This window comes from Novosphingobium sediminis, from assembly GCF_007991615.1.
GTDB classification, from domain to species: domain Bacteria; phylum Pseudomonadota; class Alphaproteobacteria; order Sphingomonadales; family Sphingomonadaceae; genus Novosphingobium; species Novosphingobium sediminis.
On the sequence record NZ_BJYR01000014.1, the window covers coordinates 48,360 to 69,237 of the forward strand.

The following is a 20,878-nucleotide window of genomic DNA, read 5'->3' on the forward strand; positions in this document are numbered from 1 at the left end:
CCAGACCCATGCCCTCAAGCGCTTTGACCCCGCTCCAGCGCGTTTATCTCCACTCCGGCCTGCAATCGTTTGTTGAGGCCAGTGGCGGCATCTTCATCGCCGGCTTCCTCGTCAGCCGCGGGTTCTCCTATCCCGCCGCGCTTGCCAGCTTCGCGATGATCGTGCTCTCGCGCTTCGTGCTGCGCCCGCTGGTGCTGCCGCTGGCGCTGCGGTGGGGATTGCTCGGCACCCTGCTCACCGGCGTCGCGATTCGGGCAGTCAGCTTTGCGCTGCTTCCCTTCGTCACCGGCGTCGGCCCGCTGCTAGCGCTGTTCCTCGGCGTCAGTGGGATCGGCGGCGTGCTTTACTGGACGTCGTGGCACGCCGTGATGCCAAGCCTCATGGAAACCGGCAAAGGCGGGCAACAGGTCAGCATCCAGCAGGCAACCAGCGCGGTTGTCGGCATCGTCGCGCCTGCCGTGGGCGGCGTGCTGCTCGCTGTCGCCGGTCCCGTCCCCGCGTTCCTCGCCATCGCCGCACTGCAATTGGCAACCGCGCTGCCACTGATCGGCGCGCCCAATCCTTCGGTCGATCCCAACGCCCAGCTCGACCGCGCCGTCGCAGCCCATGCGCGGCGGCTCTATCTTGGCGAAGGCTTCCACTCCGGCTGCAGCGTGATGATCTGGAACCTCGCCCTGTTCGCCTCGCTGGGCGAACATTTCGATGCGTTCGGCGGCGCGATTGCAGCGGCCGGAGTCGCGGCGGCCATCGGCAGCCTCGTCGTCGGCCGCCTGATCGATACCGGCCGCCCGCGCCACTCGCTCGCGGTGGCCTATGGCGCCGCCGCGTTCGCGCTGGTGCTGAAGGGCGCAGCCTTCGCGCACCCGGTGCTCGCCGTGGTGGCGACCGCACTCGGCGCCCTCGTCGTGCCGATGACGGCGACTGCCATGCTCGCCCCGCTCTATGCCATGGCCCGGCAGAGCCCCTGCGTGCTTCGCTTTTCGATGGCAACCGAAGGCGGCTGGGATCTCGGCTGCGCCTCAGCCTGCCTGATTTCCGCCGCCCTGCTGGCATCAGGCGCCAGCTTCCGCCTGCCTATCCTGCTCGGCCTCGCCGCAATCGCCGCAATGGCCTCGATGCTCAACACCTGGTACGCCCGCCAACCGGCAGCGGCCTGACGTATTCCAATCTGGTATCCGAGGAAGTTTCCAACCCTGCAAAGTAGCTGAAATATGACGCTATTTTGGGGAAGTGGTGCCGGGGACGGAGTCCCCTATAGGGCTTAAATAATTGGGAAAGTGCTCTTAAATAAGATCGTGATGGTATCGATATCCATCAAAAATACCATCAGACTGCAGTTTATACCCGGTTCGATTCCAATTTGCGTCCAAATGGTGTTTTATGGCGACGAATGGATTGCTGATAGCATTATCAGTCGCCAGTGCGAAGTCTCACAGTTTTTTGCCAGACTTGAGCCGATGAGCGGTTCGCTAAGCGCGAAAGTTTTCAATCGCTAGCCACCCTCAGATCCCCATCTCGAACGGCAGCACCTTTGTGATCGTGCGCTCAAGCTCGAGCGGCTCTTTTCCCTTTGGCTCGGGAGCTGGCGCTTTTCCGGCAGCCTGCCCTCTGGCGGCAGCGGCACCAAGCCGTTCGGTCACCTCCAGCGCGGACGTCTTGTCGCCGAGGTTGCGACCGATCCCCACCCCGACCTTGTCGCGGTTGTCGACGATCAGCGTTAGCTCATCGCGCAGCCGAGTGATCGTGACAAGGAAGTTCCGGGCCGAGAGCAGCTTACGGGTCTGACTGTCCATCACCGCGATGCCTTTGTCGGATGTCAGCCCCTGCGCCATGTGAGCGTTAAGCGCGTAGGCCAGATCGACCCGAGCCAGCATCGGGTCATCGCGCTTGAGGAGGTGCTCCATGCCAGCCGAGGTCTTCACCGCGACGCCCGCATCGGTGATAGCAGTGACCTTGGCTCGGTCCGCATTGATCAGCCCGCGCTGGTGATCGTTCGCGGTCCAGCGGATCAAGTCGCCGGTGTAGAGCGAGATCGGCTTGCGCTCATGAAGCTGGATGGCCTGGCTATCTCCGACAACGCCGAGGCGGCCAGCTGACGCGATTGGCGGGGCAGCTCGGCGGGCGTTACGGCGAGATCAATCTTTGGCCATTTCAAATAGGCGAATTGACTACGAATATCGCCACGAAGCCCGCGCCATTCGACTTCGGCGCGGTTGCGGCGCAAACAGCCGCGCGATCGCCATCGTCCATCCACCATGACGTTCAACAGCGGATATGGCTCCGGGGCGGTTTTCCTGACAGCTATCTCGCCGAAAGCGAGGAGGTCAGCCTCGAATGGCGATCGAATTACCTGCGCTCGCTCACCGACCCGGCGTTCATTCCCGAAGGGATGCTCGCGAGACCGGATTTGGTCGGGCCGATGTGGGAGCATCTGGCCATCAATCAGGGCGAGCCGATGCTCGTGGACAAAGCCGCGCAGCGGCTCGGGTGCAAGGCCGATGTCGTGCGGGAACTCATCGCCCACTTGCGCATGACCCGGCTCATCCGCGAGCTGCGGCCGTGGTTTCCGAATGAAGGCAAGCGGATCGACAAGCCCGCGCGCTACTTCATCCGCGATAGCGGGTTGCTTCATGAGAACTGGAAATTCGCTGTCATTGACGACCTGCGCGCCAGTCCGCTTTGTGGAAAGAGCTGGGAAGGGTTCGTGCTCGAAGCTCTGTCCTCGCGCATACCGAAGGCCGCCGAACTCTATTTCTATCGCAACGACAAACGGCAGGAGATCGATATCATCGTTGATTTCGGCGCAGGCCGACGCTGGGCGGTTGAGGTCAAGCTGGGCGAGGATACCTCGCCGAAAAGGCGGCTTCTACGAGGCGCTGGGCGAAGTGGCGGCTGAACGGGCGTTCGTGATCAATGGCGGACCTGAAAGCATCGAGGCCGGCAATGGTAAAGTCCCGATTTATTGCCTGCCGGATGCCCTTGCCCTGTTTGACCAGGCTGGGCGTGGCTAGGCTGGCAGGTGATGTCCATGAGCCCTGATATCCATGCTTTGTCCAAGCTGTCCGAGCGCGGCATTGCCCGAATGGACGATGGAGAAGCGCTCGCGCTTATCGCCAAACTCATAGACGGGTCGTTCGATGCGTCGTTTGAGCGGGGCGCGAAGCGCGCCCTTTGCTGCCAGGCGGTACCGCACTGAACGAATGGCGGGTTCTGACAAGAGCTGACACTCAACCTGCAGCATGGGAAAGACGGGTTTGTCCCACTTCGCGCCCTTCAGGAGAGCCGGCAACTGTCGACCAGACCCGTTCGCTCCACCATAGACCTTGGACGTCCGCTCCGGGTGAAACCTGTCGTTGCCATCAGTCCGACATGTGGGCGGAGGGTGCTTTGATCGTGGCTGATTGAGGAACAGGCGGGTGAGGGAAATTTGCGCTATCCTCACTAGGATGAGTGCGCCACGGAAAGACGCAAACGATCAGATGGCAAGCCAACTCTTCCAGATCATGTAGCAGGCAACGCAGAAGATCAGCGCGGCAAACACGGTGTTGAGCAGACCTTTGTGTGCCGCCAATCGGCGTGATGCAGCGGCGCCGACAAGGCCTCCGAGCACCCCGCCGCCGATGAACGCGGCCGCAAGGCCCCAATCGATCAGCCCCGAAGCCGCATAGTTGAGCGCAGTCGTCAGTCCGAAGGCAGCGACGGCAACAAGCGAGGAGCCGACTGCATTGAGCATCGGCATGCCGGTCGACGCCATCAGGCCCGGCACGATCAGGAAGCCGCCACCAATCCCGAAAAACCCGGAAAACAGACCCGTCGCGCTGCCGAAGGCGATCACCTTGGGTGCATTCTCCCGCCGGCATTCGACATTCGGGTTGCCCGTCTGACCGCGTCCTTTGAGCATCAACCCGCCGACCACCAGCATCAGCAGGGCGAACAGGAACAGCAGGCGCTGGCCGTCGAACGCCTTGCCGAGGCTCGATCCGGCATAGGCACCCGCCACGCCTGCAAGGGCATACATCCCAGCACAGCGCCACTTTACCGAGCCCTGCCGCGCATGCGGCACGAGATTGGCCCCGGCATTGGCAGCAACCGCCAGCGCGCTCGTGCCGATGGCCACGTGCGGCGAAGTGACGCCCACCAGATAGACCATCAGCGGGACGGCCAGGATCGAGCCGCCCCCGCCGACCAGACCGAGGGTGAAGCCCACCAGCGAGCCCGAAGCGCCGCCGAGGAGATACTGGAGGGGCTCGAGCATGACCGTGCTACAGCCGATTCAGCGGCAGTTTGAGGTAGCGCGTGCCGTTGTCCTCGGGCTCGGGCAGGTGGCCTGCGCGCATGTTGATCTGGATTGAGGGCAGGATCAGGCGCGGCATGCCCAGCGTTGCATCGCGCGCCTCGCGCATCGCCACGAAAGCGTCTTCGCTCACGCGGGGATGGACGTGGACGTTGTGCTCCCGTTCTTCGGCGACTGTCGTTTCCCAGACGAACTGGTCGCGGCCCGGCGCCTTGTAGTCGTGGCACAGGAACAGCCGGGTCCGATCGGGCAGGGCAAGCAGGCGGTGGATCGAACGGAACAGCGTGCGTGCGTCACCGCCGGGAAAATCGGCCCGTGCGGTGCCATAATCAGGCATGAACAGCGTATCGCCGACGAAGGCTGCATCGCCGATAACGAAGGCCATATCTGCTGGTGTGTGCCCCGGCACGTGGAGCACGGCCGCCTCAAGCGAGCCGAGCTGGAACCGCTCGCCATCCTGCAGCAACCGATCAAACTGCGAGCCATCGCGCGCGAATGCGGGGCCTTCGTTGAAGAGCGCGCCGAAGACCGACTGCACCGTCAGGATATCCCGCCCGATCGCCAGCGTGCCGCCAAGCCGTTCCTGCAGATAGGGCGCGGCAGAAAGGTGATCGGCATGGACATGCGTTTCAAGGAGCCATTCGACCGTCAGCCCTGCCGCTTCGACATGGGCGATCACCTTGTCGGCCGTTGTGGTGGAGGTACGGCCGGAAGCAGGATCAAAATCGAGAACGCTGTCGATGATCGCCGCCTTGCCAGTGGCGGGATCGCTGGCGATGTGAGTTGCGGTGAACGTAGCCTCGTCAAAGACGGTATGCACGCGGACACTGCCGGGAGGCGATGCCTCAACGATGCCCCGTGCAGCAAGGAGCGCCTGATCGTTCATGCCATGGCTCTCACCAGCCAGGCCTTGCCCGGCACCTGCACACCGTCCGGCGTTTCGAACTGGCGGAAGAAGGCGATGACCTTTTCCCGGATCGCTTCCTCAAGGCCGGCTTCAGCGCCCACCAGCACCGTGGCGAACGAAAAGGCGCGCAGCGAGAACTCCGCTGCCTTTGCAGCATCGCTGCCGGTCCCGCCTACGCGGATCGGGCCGTACCATGCCTGCATGTCGACCTGCGAGAAGCCCGCGTCCCTTAGCAGCGACGCAAAGCGGTCGGGATCGGCCAGCGCAAAGGGGCCAGGCGCGAGGGGATCGGCCACAGGCAATTCGATATGCTCGGCCACGATCGCGCGTGCGCCGCTCATCCACACATTGTCCTGAGGAGCCGCCCAGACCGCGAAATCGGCTTGCCCGCCGTCCTTGAGCAGCCGGCGCAGATTGGCGAACGCCGCTGCGGGATCGGCGAAGAACATGATGCCGAGACGCGAAAGCAGCCGGTCGAACGGAGCGCCTTCGGGCACAAAGCTGGCGGCGTCACCCGTGCTGAAGCGAAGATTGCGCAGGCCCTCTGCCTCGGCCCGGCGCGTGGCTTCCGCCATCAGCATCGGAGCAATATCGACCCCCTGCACGCTGCCTTCCGGCGCGACCAGATGCGCGGCGAGACGCGAGGTACGACCACCTCCGCAGCCGATATCAGCCACGTGCTGACCGTTCTCCAGCGCAGCCCGGTCCAGCAGCGCAATACCCAGCAGCTCCAGCATCTGTTCGTAGGAATCGAGCTCCGCCAGCCACAGTGCGCCGCGTGCATCCGCCCAGTCTTCGCCACTCGTGCCATGGGAATCAGACATGAAATACTCCTCGGGTGTTGTTCAGGCGCCAGCCTTTGCAGCAAACTGGTCATAGGCCTCGACGGCCTGCGCGGCGTACATCAGGCTTGGTCCCGCACCCATGTAGAGCGCCATGCCCATGGTCTCCATCAGCTCTTCGCGGGTCGCACCCTGACGCACTGCCGCCTCGCTATGGAAGGCGACACAGCCATCGCAGCGTATCGCCACCGAGATGGCAAGTGCGATCAGTTCCTTGGTTTTCGTATCAAGTGCTCCGGCTTCCGTGGCCGCCTTGGCCATGGCGGAGAACGCCTTGGTCACTTCGGGACTGCCAAGGCGCACCTGCTTGATCGCGCCTGAAAGCTGCGTCGCCATTTCCGGCCAATCCTTGTGCACGTGCGCTCTCCTTTGCTTGCTCAGAACTTGCGGCCGATCATCGCGAGCAGCCGGTAGGCAGCCACGATCCGGTCCGTACTTGCGCGCGCGGCCGCGGCCGCGGCAGCGGTCGCCTCGCGCTCGGCGTCGAGCAGATCGAGCTGCGGCTTCATGCCGACGCGGACTTCCTGCCGCACGCTCTCCAGTGCCTTTGCGGCAGCTGCCGTCTGCTCATCTGAAGCCTGTTCGACGAGCTGCGCCGTGCGCACATCCTGGAAGGCGGCGATAACCTGCTCTTCGGTCTGCTGCCGCGCTGCGCGGACCCGCGCATCGGCGGCCCTTACGGCGCTGTTGCTTTCGGCAATCCTGCCGGAAACGCGGCCGCCGCCAAAAATCTGCCAGCGGGCCCGGATGCCGACGGTCGCGCTATCGCCGCGGTATCCCGGGAAGAACTGGTCGCGCACGGTTGCCGCTTCGGCAAAGGCGCCGACGGTGGGCAGGCGCTCCGCCCGCGCTCCGCGTGCTGCTGCCTGCGCTGCGCGCAGACCTGCCTCTGCCTGCGCGAGCATGGGATTGGCCGCCATCGCGGAATCCATCGCTTCATCGAGCGTACCCGGCAACGCCGGGTTGGCGGGCAGCGGTTGGAGCTCGGCAGGTTCGAGGCCCGTCAGATCGCGGAAGCGCGCCTGCGCCGAAACCTGCATGCCCTGCGCGCGGGCCAGCGCAGCACGCGCCTCGGCGAGCCGCGCGGAGGCTTGCGCTACATCGGTGCTCGGGCTTTCACCCGCCTTGAACTTGAGCTCGGCCTGACGCCCGATCTCGGTCGTTTCCGCCACCAGCCGGCCATAGAGATCCACCAGCTGCGCCGTCATCAGCACATCGCCATAGGCCTGCGTCACCGCCACCACGAGCTGGCTGCGCGTGCCGATCTTGCCAGCTTCAGCCGCAGCCATACCGGCCCGCGCGCGGTCCACCCCGGCGCCGACCCGGCCGCCGGTAAACAGCGGCTGTTCGATCGCCACTTGTGCCGCGCGCGGGGTGACATCCGCCCGGCCAAGCCCGAAGAACCCGCCCGGATCGAGGCGGCCATAGCCGATCGTGCCGGTCAGGGTCGCCGTCGGCATATGCTCCGCCCGCGCTGCATCCACCCGCGATGCTGCGGCATCCGCATCGGCATCGGCCGCAGCCACTTCCGGCGCGTGCGAGAGTGCGGACGCCAGCGCATCTTCCAGCGTTGCCGCATGGGCGCTGGCTGCCAGCGCCAAGGGCACCGCCAGCCAGAGCGCCAACCGGGCCGAACTTTGCAGGCGTTTCATTTGAACGCTGTCCCCGGTCGGATACCCAGCGCCTTGAACACCATCGCCGCCGGACAGAAGCCGGTGAAGCCGGCCTGGATCATGTTGAGACCGGCAAAGGCGGTGAGGGCGATCCACCAGGGGTGAACCTCTATCGACAGAACAACGCCCAGCAGCACCACGCAGCCGGCGAAGATCATCACGGCACGATCCAGAGTCATCGGTTTGCTCCTCTTGAGGTATGCTGGCGCGGGATCAGGCCCGCAGCTTGTCGATGCCCATCACCTGCATCGCGAGCTTTTCGTAGAACGGCTCGCTCTCGCCCTTGCGGATCTTGCGCAGGAAGTATTTCTCGAAGCCGATCTTGGCGAGGTGGACCCACTTGCCCCCGGCGGCCCAGTTGACGTTGCGCGGTGGAATCTGCGGCTGCGCCACGAAGGCAATGCCGCCATCGCCGAAATCGGCAAGGCACACGGCATTCCACGTCGCCTCGGCCGTCGGCTCCCTGCCATCAATCAGCGCGCTGAGATTGTGGGCAGTAGCGGTGACCATGCTCTCGATCATAAACCCGGTCTTGGGCACGCCCACCGGCACGTTGGTCGGCCCCGTCGGCGGGATCGCCACGCAAACGCCGAGCGAAAAGATTTCCGGGTAAGCCGGATTGCGCTGGTGCTTGTCGATCAGGATAAAGCCGCGCGGATTGGTGAGGCCGGGAATGTCGCGCACCGCCGCCACGCCGCGGAAGGCGGGCAACATCATCGAATAACCGAAGGGAAGCTCGTGGGTCTTCGCGACGACCCCGCCCTCGGCGATTTCCTCGACATGCATGAGGCCAGCCTCGACCTTCGCCACGCGGGCGTTGGTGATCCACTTGATGTGCCGGTCGCGCAGCTTGCTCTCGAGCAGGCTCTTGGTATCGCCCACCCCGTCCAGCCCGAGGTGGCCGATGTAGGGCTCAGCGGTGACAAAGGTCATCGGCACCTTGTCGCGGATCTTGCGGCGGCGCAGTTCGGTGTCGAGGATCAGGGCGAACTCGTAGGCCGGGCCATAGCAGGAGGCCCCTTGCACCGCGCCGACCACGATCGGGCCGGGATTCTCGACGAAGCGATCAAACGCATCTGCCGCAAGCGAGGCATGACCGGTATCGCAGACCGAGACCGTATGGCCTGCAGGACCGAAACCTTCGATTTCGTCGAACGCCAGTTCAGGACCGGTTGCAATTACGAGATAATCGTAATTGACAGAAGTGCCATCGTTCAGCTCGAGTCGCTTCTCGTCAGCATGAAGCCGCTTTGCACCGACGGCGGTGAAACCGATCTTCTTCTTCGCGAAGATCGGCGGGAGATGGACCTGAATCGCTTCCGGTTCACGCCAGCGGACGGCGACCCAGGGGTTCGAAGGGATGAACGAGTAGGTTTCCGTGTTGGAAACCATCATAACCTCGGCCTTCCCCTTCACTTCCGCCTGGATCTCGTAAGCAGCGATGGTTCCGCCAAGGCCAGCCCCCAGCACCACGATTTTGGGTTTTTCCGACACGTCCGTTCCTCTCACCTCGATATCTCGCTTGACTAAATATGATGATTACACGATATATGCAATATACAAATTGAATGAACCCGAGGAGGTCCACGATGTTCGGATTTGGCAAGAGCAAGGCGCACCGTGAAATCGACGCGCAGACCCTCAAGGCGATGCTGGCCGATGGCTCGGTGCAGCTTATCGACGTCCGCGAACCCGATGAGTTCGCCGCCGAGCACATTGCAGGTGCCGTGAACGTGCCGCTCTCGGGCTTCTCGCCCCAGAACCTGCCGGATGCGGGAGGCCGCACCGTCGTACTGCAATGTGCGGGCGGCAAGCGTTCGGGACTCGCGCTCGATCACTGCGCCAAGGCGCAAGCCGCGGTCGAAACGCACCTCGCGGGCGGCATCGGCGCGTGGAAAGCTGCCGGTTTCCCGGTCGAGCGCGGCTGACAGACACAGGCAGGGGAGAACGCGGGCGTGGCAAAGCGGACATGGATCGCATTGAGCGGAGCGCTGGCCCTTGCCAGCTGCGGCGGCGAAAAGGCGGCTGATGCAGGCAAGGCCGCTCTGCCGCCCGGCGAACAATTCCGCGTGTCTCTTGCCGAAACCGCCGATTTCAAAGCGGTCGGCGCGGAGATCACCACACGCGATTCTGCGCAGGCCCTCGCGCGTATTCCCGGTACGCTGGTCAGCTTCACCGTTCGCGCGGGCGATACCGTGTCCAAGGGGCAGCGAATCGGCATGATTGTCGATTCGCGCCTCGGCTACGAAACGAGCGCGGCGGGCGCGCAAGTGGCGGCGGCACAGGCTGAGGCCGCTCGCGCACGCGGCGATCTGACTCGCGTGCAGGATCTGTTCAATCACAATGTTTATGCCAAGGCGCGGCTCGATCAGGCTGTTGCCATGGCGCGCGCCGCCGATGCGCAGGTCGCCGCCGCGCGCGCCCAGCAGAGCGCGAGTGCCAGTGTAGCGGGACAAGGGGCCGTGCTCGCCCCAGCTAGTGGCCGCGTGTTGCGTGCCGATTTTCCTGCGGGCTCTGTCGTTGCCCCCGGCATGCCACTTGCCGTGGTGACCGCAGGCCCGCCCGTGCTGCGGCTCGATCTGCCCGAGTCGCTCGCCAAGGCCGTCCATGTCGGCACTGCCATCACCGTTGCACCACAGGATTTGCCCGACGGGTCGCGCCAGGGGCAGGTGACGCAGGTCTATCCTGCCATCACTGGGGGCCGGGTTCAGGTCGATGCGACCATGCCCGGCCTGACCACCGAACTCGTTGGCCGCCGCGTTGGCGTTTCCATCGAAGTCGGCCGCCGCAAGGCGATCGTGATCCCGCGCCGCTTCGTCTCGACGCGCTATGGCATTGATTATGTGAACGTGCTGAGCCCCGACCGACAGATAAGTGCTGTCGCGGTGCAGACCGCACCGGCCAGCGATCCCGCTGCTGTCGAGATTCTCGGTGGCATTTCGGCCGGGGATACCCTGTTCGCAGCGGGACGCGCGAAATGAATCTCGGAATTTCCGGGCGCCTGACCCGCGCGACAATTGCTTCGCCGCTGACCCCGCTGTTCCTGTTCGCGGCGCTTGCCGTGGGCATTCTCGCGCTCTTCACCATCCCGCGCGAGGAAGAGCCGCAGATCAGCGTGCCGATGGTCGATATCCAGGTCATGGCACCGGGCCTTTCTGCGCCGGATGCGGTCCAGCTCGTCGGCATCCCGCTCGAGACCATCGTCAAGAGCGTCGACGGCGTCGAGCATGTCTACACGCAGGCCGAAGACGATGGCGTGATGGTCACCGCGCGCTTTGTCGTCGGCTCCAACCCCGAAGCGGCTGCCACGCGCATCGATGAAAAGCTACGCGCCAACTGGGACCGCATTCCGGTCGGCATTCCCGATCCGAAGGTCACGGTGCGCGGCATCAACGACGTGCCGGCAGTGGTGCTCACCCTTTCGCCCAAGCCCGGCGCGGCGGGGCAATACGATGATCAGGCGCTCTATACCCTTGCGACCAAGCTGCGCACCGAGATCGCCAAGGTCGACAATGTCGGCCTGACCTTCATCACCGGCGGCCGCCCCGAGGAAATCCGCATCGCGCCCGATCCGGGCAAGCTCAGCCAGTTCGGTGTGCCGCTCGGCAGCCTGATCGATGCCGCCGCCCAGGCCAATCGCAGCTTCCCCGCCGGCAGCATCCGGGAAGGCGGGCAGTCCGTTGCCGTTACCGCCGGACAGACGCTCGGTTCGGCGCAGGATGTCGGCACGCTGACGGTTCGTTCGGCCAGCGGCGCGCCGGTCTATCTGCGCGATGTCGCCACCGTCACGCAGGGCCCGCGCGAGGATCAGGCCCGCGCCTGGCGCTGGGCACGCCGCGATGGCCAATGGACGAGCACGCCTGCCGTCAGCCTCGCGATTGCCAAGCGCGCAGGCGCGAATGCCGTGGTCGTCTCCGATGCCGTGCTGCAGCGGCTGGAATCGCTCAAGGGCAGCCTGATCCCCGATGGCGTCGAAGTCTCGGTCACGCGCAACTATGGCGCAACGGCGAACGAGAAGGCCAACGAGCTGCTCTATCACCTCGCGCTGGCAACGGTTTCGATCATCGTCCTGATCGGCTTCGCCATCGGCTGGCGCGAGGCGGCGGTGACGGCGGTGGTCATCCCCACCACGATCCTGCTGACGATGTTTGCCTCGAACCTGATGGGCTACACGATCAACCGCGTCAGCCTTTTTGCGCTGATCTTCTCGATCGGCATTCTGGTCGATGACGCGATCGTGATGATCGAAAACATCGCCCGCCACTGGGCGATGGACGATGATCGCAGCCGCACTGAAGCCGCGATCGAGGCTGTCGCGGAAGTCGGCAATCCCACCGTCGTCGCCACGATGACCGTCGTCGCCGCGCTGCTGCCGATGCTCTTCGTCTCGGGCCTGATGGGGCCCTATATGGCGCCGATCCCGGTGAATGCGTCGGCCGCGATGGTGTTCTCGTTCTTCGTCGCCGTGGTGATCGCGCCGTGGCTGATGATCCGCTTTGCGCGCAAGATCGCCGCAGGCGGCAGCCACCATGCCCACGATGAAAGCGGCGGCAAGCTCGGCGCGCTCTATGCCAAGGTGGCGCACCGCGTGATCGACAGCCGCACGTCGGCACGCAATTTCCTGATCGGCGTTGGCGTGGCCACATTGCTCGCCTGCTCGATGTTCTATTTCAAGGCGGTCACGGTCAAGCTGCTGCCCTTCGACAACAAGTCCGAAGTGCAGGTGGTGGTCGACATGCCCGAGGGCACCAGCCTCGAGACGACCGGCCGCGTGCTCGAGGACGTCTCGCGCATTACGCGCCAGCTGCCCGAGGCGACCGCGATGGAGGCCTATCTCGGCACCTCCGCACCGTTCAATTTCAACGGCCTCGTGCGGCACTATTTCCTGCGCAGCCGCCCCGAAATGGGCGATGTGATGGTAACGCTGCTGCCAAAGGAAGACCGCTCGCGCTCCAGCCACGAGATCGCGCTCGATCTGCGCAATCGGCTCAAGTCGCTGAAGCTGCCGGATAGCGCCTCGCTCAAGGTCGTCGAAACCCCTCCAGGGCCGCCGGTTATGGCGACGCTGCTGGCGGAAATCTACGGCCCCGATGCGCAGACCCGGCGCAAGACGGCCATCGAGCTCGAGAAGATCTTCAAGTCGGTGCCCTACATCGTCGATGTCGACAACAGCTTCGGGCAGGCCCGGCCCAAGCTGCGGCTGATCCCGCAGCGCGACCGGATCGACTACTACGGCCTCAATGCCCGCGACATCAACGACAGCATCGGCGCGCTGCTGGGCAGCCGCACCGTGGGCTATGCCCCGCGGGGCGACGAGCGCGCACCGCTGCCGATCACCGTGGCGCTGACGCAGTCCTCGCGCAGCTGGAGCCAGACGCTGGGTAGCACGCCGGTTGCGGCCGGTCAGGGCGGCCAGCTTGTCGAACTCGGCAGCGTGGTCGAGGCGCGGCAAGAGGCGGCCAGCCCCGCCCTTTTCCGCCGCGATGGCCGCTACGCCGATATGGTCACCGCCGAACTTGCGGGCGACTATGAAGCGCCAATCTATGGCATGCTCGCGGTCGATGCGGCGATCGACAACTACGACTGGGCCGCGAAGGGCCTCACCAAGCCGGTGATCCGCCTCAGCGGCCAGCCGGAGGACGAGCAGGCCACATCGCTGCTGTGGGACGGCGAATGGGAAATCACCTGGGTGACGTTCCGCGACATGGGCGGCGCCTTCATGGTCGCCCTGCTCGGCATCTATATCCTCGTCGTCGCGCAGTTCCGCAGCTTCAAGCTGCCGCTGGTGATCCTCACCCCGGTTCCGCTGACGCTGGTGGGCATCGTGCTCGGCCACATGCTGTTCCGCGCGCCGTTCACCGCCACCTCGATGATCGGGTTCATCGCGCTCGCTGGCATCATCGTGCGCAATTCGATCCTGCTGGTCGATTTCATCCGGCATACCAACAAGCCGGAGCGCCCCTTGCGCGATGTGCTGATCGAGGCAGGGACCATCCGCTTCAAGCCGATCGTGCTGACGGCAGCGGCCGCGATGATCGGCGCAGCGGTGATCCTCACTGACCCGATCTTCCAGGGTCTGGCCATTTCCCTCCTCTTCGGGCTGGCCTCCTCGACCTTGCTGACGGTTCTGGTTATTCCGGCGATCTATATCGTGCTGCGTGATGACGGGAGACCGGCAAGCCAATGATGATGAACGGGACCGCCGAACAGCTCTGCGAGCGCGCGAGTGAAGTCGCCGCGTTCCTCAAGGTCGTGGCCAATCCGCAGCGCCTGCTTCTGCTGTGCCGCCTGCGCGAGGGTGAGGCTTCGGTGACCGAACTCATCGGGCTCTGCGATCTTTCGCAGTCCAGCGTCTCGCAGCACCTTGCGAAAATGCGCGAGGGCGGGCTGGTGCAGACCCGGCGCGAGAACACTACAATCTACTACCGGATTGCCAACGACAACGCGCTCGCGCTGATCGGCTTCCTGTGCGACCAGTTCGGCGATCCATCCGCCACGCAGGAGGCCGCGTGATCCGCCGCGGCACCGCAGCGCTAGTCGGCGCGCTGCTGGCCTCAGCACCATTGGCGGCATGGGCCGAACCGACCCCGCTCACCATCCGCGTGCTTTCGCTGGGCGGCAAGTTCATCGGCTCGGGCATGGGCGGCGCGCGCATTGTCGTTCGCGATGCGCACACGCAGCAGATCCTGGCGCAAGGCATCACCACCGGCGGCACCGGCGATACCAAGCGGATCATGGCGGGCGGTCCGCGCAATACGGCGCTGGCAGACGAAAGCACCGCAGCCTTCCGCACGGTGGTCGATCTGGCTGAGCCGACCCTGCTCGAAGTCGAGGCCTATGGCCCAGCGGCGCAATTGCAGTCCGCCATTTCCGCCCGCTCGCAGCGCTGGGTGCTGCCGGGCCACGGCGTGGCAACCGGCGATGGCTGGGTGGTCGAGTTGGCCGGGTTGGCTGTCGATGTCACCGATCCGCCCGCGCATGTGCGGCTGGCTGCTGGTGAACACGCGGTGACAATCCGCGCCAATGTTGCTCTGCTCTGCGGTTGCCCGATCGAACCCGGCGGGCTGTGGGATGCGGCGCGCTTCGATGTAACCGCGCAGGTTTCCCGAGACGGCGGTGCGGCGGTGAGCCAGCCGCTGACCTATGCCGGCCGGACCGGCCTGTTTGCCGCCAGCATCGATGCCGCAAAGCCGGGCACCTATGCCGTGACGGTGACAGCGGTAGATCGCGCGACCGACGCTGTTGGCATCGATCGCACGACCTTCATCGTCCCCTGAGTCAGACGAGCAGGTCCTCGTCCAGGTCCGAGTGGAACTCGTGCCACATCCCGTTGAGGATACCGAAGCCGACGGCCACGCCGAGGCCGAGTATCCAGGTGAAGTACCACATCGTCGGAAGCTCCTTTTTCAATAGAAATCGGGGTTGGTGCGCACATCGTGCAAGGTCACGCGGCCGAACATCACCTTGTAGGCCCACGCCGTGTAGGCGAGCACGATCGGCAGGAAGACGCAGGTCACCAGCAGCATGATGAACAGCGTCATGTGGCTGGAGGAGGCGTTCCAGACCGTAAGGCTGGAAGCCGGATCGATCGAGCTGGGCAGGATGAAGGGAAACATCGAAAGCCCGACGGTTCCGATGATGCCTGCGGCAGCCGCCGATGATCCACCGAACGCCATCACCTCGCGCCGGGCGCGCATGCCTGCCAGCGCCAAGAGCGGCCCGGCAAAGCCCAGCAGCGGCGCGGCAAGCATCCACGGGTGCGCGCTGAAATTGGCAAGCCATGCCCCCGGTGCGGCCAGCATCGTCATCAGATGGGGATTGGACGGGCCAGCCGGATCAGCCGCGCCTTCCAAGCGAAAGCCATAACCCATCGTGGCCATCATTACGCCGCCAAGGGCGAACAGCGCAATCGCGGCCAGAGCGGCAATCTGTCCGAACCGCTGCGCCCGGTCATGCACCGTGCCATGCTCGATCTTGAGCGCCAGCCACGCCGCCCCATGCAGCACAAGCATGGCGACCGAGAGCAGCCCCGCCAGCAGCGACAAGGGGTGGAACAGGCCCAGCAGCGTGCCTTCATAGAACGCGCGCAGATCGCTATCGAGCCGGAAGGGCACGCCGGTCAGCACGTTGCCGACCGCCACGCCGAACACCAGCGCAGGCACGAGACCGCCCACGAACAGCGCCCAGTCCCACCGCGCGCGCCATTTGGCGTCAGGCCGCTTGGAGCGATACTTGAAGCCCACGGGCCGCAGGATCAGCGCGGCAAGCACAAGGAACATGGCAAGGTAGAAGCCGGAGAAGCTGACGGCATAAACGAACGGCCAGGCCGCGAAGATCGCGCCGCCGCCGAGGATGAACCAAACCTGGTTGCCTTCCCACGTCGCGCCGACGGCGTTTATCACCATGCGCCGCTCCTCATCGCTCTTCGCGACGAAGGGCAGCAGCGCGGCCACGCCAAGATCGAAGCCGTCCGTCAGGGCAAAGCCGATGAGCAGCACACCCATCAGCAGCCACCAGATCACGCGCAGGGTTTCATAATCGATCGGGGGAACCATGGCGGGATCTCCTTATTCAGCCGGAACGGCGGCGTAGGCCGGGTGGGCGGGCTGGCTGTGCGTGCCACCCGAAGCACGATCCTCAATCGGGCCATGCGCGATGGCGGCAAGCATGAGGCGCACCTCGATCACCGCCAGCGTGCCGTAAAGCGCGGTAAAGCCGATGATCGTGGTCCAGATCTGCGGGACGGTGAGGCTCGATGCGCCGAGGAAGGTCGGCAGCACGCCGTCGATCGCCCAGGGCTGGCGGCCGATCTCGGCCAGCACCCAGCCCGCCTCGATCGCCATCCACGGCAGCGGGATGATCCACACCGCAGCCCGCATGAACAGGCGGCAGAAGCCGTTGGCGCAGCCAAAGCGGCGTATCGTCGCCATCCAAAACGCAGCCCCGAAAAAGGCGATGAAGAAGAAGCCGAGCCCGGCCATGGCGCGGAACAGCCAGAACATCACCGGCACGTTGGGCACCGTGGTCCACGCCGCCTTCTCGATATCGGCAGGCGTTGCCTTGCGCGGATCGGGCATGAAGCGCTTGAGCAGCATGGCATAGCCCAGATCGAGCTTGTGCTCCTCGAACACCGCCCGCGCTGCCATGTCGCCGCGGTTGACCTTGAGCCTTTCGACCGCGTCATAGGCCTTGATCCCGCTTTCAATGCGGGTTTCGGCCTTGACCACGAGCTCGTCGATGCCCGCGACCTGCCCTGTGAGACTGCGGGTCGAAATCAGGCCCAGCACGTAGGGCACCTTGACTTCGTAGAGCGTCTTGCGGCCTTCCATGCTGGGAATGCCGAACAGCGCGATCCCGGCAGGAGCGGGCTCGGTGTGCCACATGGCCTCGAGCGAGGCGAGCTTCATTCTCTGGTTATCTGTAAGCGTATAGCCGGATTCGTCGCCCAGCACGACAACCGACAGCGCCGAGGCGAGGCCAAAGGCCGCAGCGACAGTGAAGGAACGCTTGGCCACGGCGACCCACTTGCCGCGCAGGATATAGTACGACGAAACACCGAGCACGAACACCGAGGCACAGACATAGCCCGCGCTGACGGTGTGAACGAACTTGGCCTGCGCCACGGGATTGAAGATAACCGCCCCGAAATCAGTCACTTCCATCCTCATGGTATCGGGATTGAAGTGCGAGCCGGTGGGGTGCTGCATCCAGCCGTTGGCAACCAGGATCCACAGCGCGGAAAGATTGGACCCCAGCGCGACCATGAAGGTGGTGAACAGATGCTGCCGCTTGCTGAGCCGGTCCCAGCCAAAGAACATCATCCCCACGAAGGTTGCCTCGAGGAAGAAGGCCATCAATCCTTCGATCGCCAGCGGCGCACCGAAGATGTCGCCGACATAGTGCGAGAAATAGGACCAGTTGGTGCCGAACTCGAACTCCATGGTGATGCCGGTGGCGACACCCAGCACGAAGTTGATTGCAAAGAGTTTTCCCCAGAACCGCGTCACCACGCGCCAGACCGGCCGGTCGGTCATGACGTAGATGCTCTCCATGATGACGAGCATGAACGAGAGGCCGAGCGTGAGCGGCACGAACAGGAAGTGATAGAGTGCGGTGAGCGCAAACTGCAGCCGCGAAAGCTCGATGACCGCCATATCAACCATGCGTGGGCACTCCTGCTGATCAATCCGGCCAAGCGACTCGGCTTGCCGTGAGCAACTTTGATTTCCCACTATCTGTAAGTTTGTATATGATCAAGGCCGAGATTGGCCGGTCACCCGGAAGGCGTCGTGCCTCACGGTGCGAGAGGCGCCATCAGAATGGCAAGAGCGCGCGCAGGCGCGGGCGGAGCACGCGCTCGCACTCCTGTTCGTTCGAGCAATACTGAAGCTCAGAGCAGCTTGGCGAACATCGCTGCAGAACCGCGCGGCGGCGGCGGAGGCGTGACCGGGATTACGGCAGTCCGCGGCACCGCATCCGGCGACAGGGCGTTCAGGAAAGCGGCCGCCGGTGCAAAGGCTTCAGGAGCAATGCAATAGTATACCTGCTTGGCCGCACGCCGCGTTTGCACCAGCTCTGCCTTGCGCAGGATCGCCAGCTGCTGCGATAGACCGGGCTGACCGATCCCGGTGAGTGCCTCGATTTCGCTGACCGACTTCTCGCCCTGGTCCAGCAAAGTGGCGATCAACCGCAGGCGCGTATCATGGCCGAGAGTGCGCATGACTTCTGCAAGCGCCTCAAGGTCAAACGACGAGTTCGTCGGCATGCGCTATCCCTCCGGCGTTTGCGGCTTCAGGCGGCAGAACCACATGGGATCATCGGAAGATCCCAGCAGCGCGGCCTGATCCTGATCCGGCGGGAGCAACACTGCATCGCCGGGCCGCCAGCCTTCGGGAGTGACCACATCATCGGCATCAACGGCCTGCAAGGCAGCCAGAACGCGCAGCATTTCTTCCACGGAGCGGCCGACAGTCGCGGGATAGCAGGTCATCGCGCGGATATAGCCGGCCGGATCAATGAAGTAGGTTGAACGCATGGCCGCTGCATCCGGCGCATGATCGGCCACCATGCCGTAGGCACGGCCGATGATGACGGATGTATCCTCGACGATCGGGAAGTTGATTGTCACGCCGAAGCCGTCGCGGATCGCCCGGACCCATGCGAGGTGTGCGTACAGACTGTCGACCGAAACGGCGAGCAGCGAGCACCGCAGCGCCTCGAACCGGTCGCTGGCCTTGGCGAGAGCGATGAATTCGCTGGTGCAAACGGGCGTGAAGTCGGCCGGATGCGAAAACAGGACCAGCCAGCGACCCCGAAAATCAGCGAGCGAGATCGGCCCCATCGTCGTGCGTGCCTCAAAATTCGGCGCTGGATCGCCGATATGAAGCACTCGCGCGGCGGTCTCGGGCTGGAAGAGGGCGGCAGACATAACTCGCAAATCCAGTCTCAATTCTTCAGACATGTTTATACACGATTACATTAGAAGTGTACATTTGAAAGTGAGACTTGGGGCTGCAGCGGCTAAGTGCCTTACGTCCGATCTGTCAACAAGTCTGGCAGAATCTGGCTCATTCGGCGCGTCATCCTTGCTTAGAGATCGACCACCGCATGAGCAGCATGGCAATTCAACGCCAACCAGCACCCGCACCGTCGGAGGCTGACCTGAAAGCTACCGTTCGACTCATCGGCATTGAACGTTAGAAATGTCCCATCACGCATCGTTCCGGGCCCGGCAGCTTTCGGCAAACCCTGCCGTTCGGTATGTCGAGCTGAAGCGGCAGCGGTGTCCCAAATCTCGTCACACCGCTGGCCGGCAACCAGCGTTTAGCACCTGAACGATTGAATCGACGTGCAGTTCGGGAGGATCATCAACTCGCCGCAGACTTCTTCTTGAGTCCGACGAGGTATAGCGACCAGTACTGCATCATCTTCACGCGTTCGTCCCAATGCTCTCCGCGCGCGTATGCTCGGCGGATCTTGTTGCCATCGACATGCGCAAGCTGGCGTTCGATCGCATCAGGATGCCATTTGCGGGACTCATTCAGCAGCGTGCTGGCAGTCGCCCGAAAGCCGTGGGCAGTCATTTCCTCGGAAGTGTAGCCAAGGCGGCGCAGTGCAGCGTTAAGTGTATTGTCCGTAATCGGTCGCTTCGGAGTGCGGACGCCGGGAAAGAGGTAACTACCATCTCCCGACATGGTGCGCAGCTTCTTCAGCAGTGCGAGAACTTCGTCGGTCAGATAGACCTTGTGGGGGCGTCGCATTTTCGTTTTCGCCGCCGGGATCACCCATAGTCGGGCAACGAGATCGAACTCGGCCCACTCCGCCATCCGCAGTTCACCTGGCCGCACGAAGAGGTGCGGTGCCAGTTGCAGCGCGATCCGCACGGTCGGCTGTCCGTCATAAGTGTCGATTGCGCGAAGCAGTCCGCCAAGGGCTGCCGGCTCGAGTATGGCCGCGCGGTGCTTTACCTTGGGAGTGATCAACGCCCCGCGCAGGTCAGCCGAGATGTCACGCTGTGCACGCCCGGTTGCGATGGCGTAGCGAAAAATGGTGCCGAATGTGCTGCGCAGACGAGTCGCGGTTTCGTATCGCCCCCGTGCCTCGACGGATCGCAGGACCTGTAGCAGCTCGGGGACAGTTATGTCCGCGATAGGGCGATTGCCGAGCACTGGTGTAGCGATTTCGACCATCCAGCGCAGCTTGGCCAGGGTCTTGGCGGCCCTGCCTTCTAGCGTAAGCCGCTCCAGCCATTCATCGCTGATGACCTTGAAAGTCTCGGACCGTCTAACTCTGGCTTCGCGCTCCCTCGCTTTACGCTCCTCGGCAGGATCCAGTCCCAGCGCAAGCGCTTCGCGGGCGATATCCCGGACCTCGCGGGCCTTTGCCAGAGACAGATCGGGGAAATTTCCAAAAGAGAGTGTTTTTTTCTATCAAAGCGATAGTTCATTCTCCAGAGACGGCCACCTGTAGGCATGACCATCAGATACAAACCGCGTTCGTCGGCCAATTTGTAAGGCTTATCCTTTGGTTTTGCTGCATTAATTGCGGTAAAAGTCAGTGGCATGATGGTACCGGAAGATTGCTGTGGAGCCGATACCATCAAGTTTATCGATTTAGGCCCCGGCTGCAACCGGATGACCCCGGTCGAACCCGGAACTGGATG

22 protein-coding genes and 1 pseudogene are annotated in these 20,878 nt (G+C 63.9%); 8 read left to right on the forward strand and 15 right to left on the reverse strand.

The features are described from left to right. The first annotated feature begins 8 nt into the window (after positions 1-8). A complete protein-coding gene (locus NSE01_RS11285; protein ID WP_147159710.1) occupies positions 9-1,157 on the forward strand; it encodes an MFS transporter in 1,149 nt (382 codons plus the stop codon). 345 nt (positions 1,158-1,502) lie between these two features. Here the strand turns inward: NSE01_RS11285 and NSE01_RS11290 are convergent, their stop codons facing one another. Further along, positions 1,503-2,012 (reverse strand): conjugative transfer relaxase/helicase family protein, encoded by a 510-nt coding sequence (locus NSE01_RS11290; protein WP_147159711.1) that lies wholly within the window; start codon positions 2,010-2,012, stop codon positions 1,503-1,505. 89 nt (positions 2,013-2,101) lie between these two features. Here NSE01_RS11290 and NSE01_RS11295 point away from each other — a divergent pair, with 89 nt between their 5' ends. Both NSE01_RS11295 and NSE01_RS21310 read left to right on the forward strand, forming a co-directional pair. Continuing rightward, on the forward strand, positions 2,102-2,896 hold the full coding sequence (locus NSE01_RS11295; protein ID WP_147159712.1) for an ATP-binding protein: 795 nt from the start codon (positions 2,102-2,104) through the stop codon (positions 2,894-2,896). A 132-nt stretch (positions 2,897-3,028) separates the two neighbouring features. Continuing rightward, entirely contained in the window at positions 3,029-3,196 is a 168-nt protein-coding gene (locus tag NSE01_RS21310) for a hypothetical protein (RefSeq protein ID WP_170233819.1), read from the forward strand. A 279-nt stretch (positions 3,197-3,475) separates the two neighbouring features. On the opposite strand, the gene NSE01_RS11300 is transcribed toward NSE01_RS21310, so the two are convergent. From NSE01_RS11300 to NSE01_RS11330, 7 genes are read right to left on the reverse strand one after another with little or no spacing between them, the layout of a single operon-like run. After that, positions 3,476-4,255 carry a sulfite exporter TauE/SafE family protein gene (locus NSE01_RS11300; protein WP_147159713.1) on the reverse strand — a complete coding sequence of 260 codons (780 nt, stop codon included), beginning with the start codon at positions 4,253-4,255 and terminating at the stop codon, positions 3,476-3,478. Between the two features lie 7 nt (positions 4,256-4,262). Then, positions 4,263-5,180 (reverse strand): MBL fold metallo-hydrolase, encoded by a 918-nt coding sequence (locus tag NSE01_RS11305; protein WP_147159714.1) that lies wholly within the window; start codon positions 5,178-5,180, stop codon positions 4,263-4,265. Then, the gene (locus NSE01_RS11310) at positions 5,177-6,025 is read right to left on the reverse strand and encodes a class I SAM-dependent methyltransferase (RefSeq protein WP_147159715.1); all 849 of its coding nucleotides are present in this window, start codon (positions 6,023-6,025) and stop codon (positions 5,177-5,179) included. The genes NSE01_RS11305 and NSE01_RS11310 overlap by 4 nt, the downstream gene beginning before the upstream one ends. A 21-nt stretch (positions 6,026-6,046) precedes the next feature. Continuing rightward, on the reverse strand, positions 6,047-6,400 hold the full coding sequence (locus NSE01_RS11315) for a carboxymuconolactone decarboxylase family protein (RefSeq protein WP_147159716.1): 354 nt from the start codon (positions 6,398-6,400) through the stop codon (positions 6,047-6,049). A gap of 20 nt (positions 6,401-6,420) precedes the next feature. Next, the gene (locus tag NSE01_RS11320; RefSeq protein WP_147159717.1) at positions 6,421-7,695 is read right to left on the reverse strand and encodes a TolC family outer membrane protein; all 1,275 of its coding nucleotides are present in this window, start codon (positions 7,693-7,695) and stop codon (positions 6,421-6,423) included. Further along, entirely contained in the window at positions 7,692-7,895 is a 204-nt protein-coding gene (locus NSE01_RS11325) for a YgaP family membrane protein (protein ID WP_147159718.1), read from the reverse strand. The genes NSE01_RS11320 and NSE01_RS11325 overlap by 4 nt, the downstream gene beginning before the upstream one ends. Positions 7,896-7,929: 34 nt before the next feature. After that, the gene (locus tag NSE01_RS11330; protein ID WP_147159719.1) at positions 7,930-9,210 is read right to left on the reverse strand and encodes an NAD(P)/FAD-dependent oxidoreductase; all 1,281 of its coding nucleotides are present in this window, start codon (positions 9,208-9,210) and stop codon (positions 7,930-7,932) included. 95 nt (positions 9,211-9,305) lie between these two features. Here NSE01_RS11330 and NSE01_RS11335 point away from each other — a divergent pair, with 95 nt between their 5' ends. From NSE01_RS11335 to NSE01_RS11355, 5 genes are read left to right on the forward strand one after another with little or no spacing between them, the layout of a single operon-like run. Beyond that, on the forward strand, positions 9,306-9,644 hold the full coding sequence (locus tag NSE01_RS11335) for a rhodanese-like domain-containing protein (RefSeq protein ID WP_147159720.1): 339 nt from the start codon (positions 9,306-9,308) through the stop codon (positions 9,642-9,644). Between the two features lie 27 nt (positions 9,645-9,671). Next, positions 9,672-10,697 carry an efflux RND transporter periplasmic adaptor subunit gene (locus tag NSE01_RS11340; RefSeq protein WP_147159721.1) on the forward strand — a complete coding sequence of 342 codons (1,026 nt, stop codon included), beginning with the start codon at positions 9,672-9,674 and terminating at the stop codon, positions 10,695-10,697. Continuing rightward, positions 10,694-13,903 carry an efflux RND transporter permease subunit gene (locus NSE01_RS11345; RefSeq protein ID WP_147159722.1) on the forward strand — a complete coding sequence of 1,070 codons (3,210 nt, stop codon included), beginning with the start codon at positions 10,694-10,696 and terminating at the stop codon, positions 13,901-13,903. Before NSE01_RS11340 ends, NSE01_RS11345 begins: the two co-directional genes overlap by 4 nt. Further along, positions 13,900-14,229 (forward strand): ArsR/SmtB family transcription factor, encoded by a 330-nt coding sequence (locus NSE01_RS11350; RefSeq protein ID WP_218033269.1) that lies wholly within the window; start codon positions 13,900-13,902, stop codon positions 14,227-14,229. Before NSE01_RS11345 ends, NSE01_RS11350 begins: the two co-directional genes overlap by 4 nt. Further along, entirely contained in the window at positions 14,226-14,993 is a 768-nt protein-coding gene (locus NSE01_RS11355) for a hypothetical protein (RefSeq protein WP_246135174.1), read from the forward strand. Before NSE01_RS11350 ends, NSE01_RS11355 begins: the two co-directional genes overlap by 4 nt. Before the next feature lies 1 nt (position 14,994). Here the strand turns inward: NSE01_RS11355 and cydX are convergent, their stop codons facing one another. From cydX to NSE01_RS21955, 7 genes and pseudogenes are all read right to left on the reverse strand, one after another. Next, a complete protein-coding gene (cydX, locus tag NSE01_RS11360; protein WP_443093808.1) occupies positions 14,995-15,126 on the reverse strand; it encodes a cytochrome bd-I oxidase subunit CydX in 132 nt (43 codons plus the stop codon). Then, positions 15,123-16,271, reverse strand: coding sequence for a cytochrome d ubiquinol oxidase subunit II (gene cydB, locus NSE01_RS11365; RefSeq protein WP_147159723.1), 1,149 nt, complete (start codon positions 16,269-16,271; stop codon positions 15,123-15,125). The genes cydX and cydB overlap by 4 nt, the downstream gene beginning before the upstream one ends. A gap of 12 nt (positions 16,272-16,283) precedes the next feature. After that, a complete protein-coding gene (locus NSE01_RS11370) occupies positions 16,284-17,879 on the reverse strand; it encodes a cytochrome ubiquinol oxidase subunit I (protein WP_147159724.1) in 1,596 nt (531 codons plus the stop codon). Positions 17,880-18,106: 227 nt separating this feature from the next. Continuing rightward, on the reverse strand, positions 18,107-18,481 hold the full coding sequence (locus NSE01_RS11375; protein ID WP_147159725.1) for an ArsR/SmtB family transcription factor: 375 nt from the start codon (positions 18,479-18,481) through the stop codon (positions 18,107-18,109). Between the two features lie 3 nt (positions 18,482-18,484). Beyond that, a complete protein-coding gene (locus tag NSE01_RS11380) occupies positions 18,485-19,144 on the reverse strand; it encodes a peroxiredoxin (protein ID WP_147159726.1) in 660 nt (219 codons plus the stop codon). Positions 19,145-19,583: 439 nt separating this feature from the next. After that, entirely contained in the window at positions 19,584-20,555 is a 972-nt protein-coding gene (locus NSE01_RS11385) for a tyrosine-type recombinase/integrase (RefSeq protein ID WP_371863214.1), read from the reverse strand. Positions 20,556-20,582: 27 nt separating this feature from the next. Further along, a pseudogene (locus NSE01_RS21955) lies at positions 20,583-20,815 on the reverse strand (Arm DNA-binding domain-containing protein); the annotation flags it as partial. Positions 20,816-20,878 lie beyond the last annotated feature (63 nt).

Excerpts from the sequence above, each read along its gene's own strand:
- NSE01_RS11285 (WP_147159710.1), top strand. The coding sequence starts at position 9 with ATGCCCTCAAGCGCTTTGACCCCGCTCCAGCGCGTTTATCTCCACTCC.
- NSE01_RS21310 (WP_170233819.1), top strand. The coding sequence starts at position 3,029 with ATGAGCCCTGATATCCATGCTTTGTCCAAGCTGTCCGAGCGCGGCATT.
- NSE01_RS11300 (WP_147159713.1), bottom strand. The coding sequence starts at position 4,255 with ATGCTCGAGCCCCTCCAGTATCTCCTCGGCGGCGCTTCGGGCTCGCTG.
- NSE01_RS11305 (WP_147159714.1), bottom strand. The coding sequence starts at position 5,180 with ATGAACGATCAGGCGCTCCTTGCTGCACGGGGCATCGTTGAGGCATCG.
- NSE01_RS11310 (WP_147159715.1), bottom strand. The coding sequence starts at position 6,025 with ATGTCTGATTCCCATGGCACGAGTGGCGAAGACTGGGCGGATGCACGC.
- NSE01_RS11320 (WP_147159717.1), bottom strand. The coding sequence starts at position 7,695 with ATGAAACGCCTGCAAAGTTCGGCCCGGTTGGCGCTCTGGCTGGCGGTG.
- NSE01_RS11325 (WP_147159718.1), bottom strand. The coding sequence starts at position 7,895 with ATGACTCTGGATCGTGCCGTGATGATCTTCGCCGGCTGCGTGGTGCTG.
- NSE01_RS11335 (WP_147159720.1), top strand. The coding sequence starts at position 9,306 with ATGTTCGGATTTGGCAAGAGCAAGGCGCACCGTGAAATCGACGCGCAG.
- NSE01_RS11345 (WP_147159722.1), top strand. The coding sequence starts at position 10,694 with ATGAATCTCGGAATTTCCGGGCGCCTGACCCGCGCGACAATTGCTTCG.
- NSE01_RS11350 (WP_218033269.1), top strand. The coding sequence starts at position 13,900 with ATGATGATGAACGGGACCGCCGAACAGCTCTGCGAGCGCGCGAGTGAA.
- cydB (WP_147159723.1), bottom strand. The coding sequence starts at position 16,271 with ATGGTTCCCCCGATCGATTATGAAACCCTGCGCGTGATCTGGTGGCTG.
- NSE01_RS11370 (WP_147159724.1), bottom strand. The coding sequence starts at position 17,879 with ATGGTTGATATGGCGGTCATCGAGCTTTCGCGGCTGCAGTTTGCGCTC.
- NSE01_RS11375 (WP_147159725.1), bottom strand. The coding sequence starts at position 18,481 with ATGCCGACGAACTCGTCGTTTGACCTTGAGGCGCTTGCAGAAGTCATG.
- NSE01_RS11380 (WP_147159726.1), bottom strand. The coding sequence starts at position 19,144 with ATGTCTGCCGCCCTCTTCCAGCCCGAGACCGCCGCGCGAGTGCTTCAT.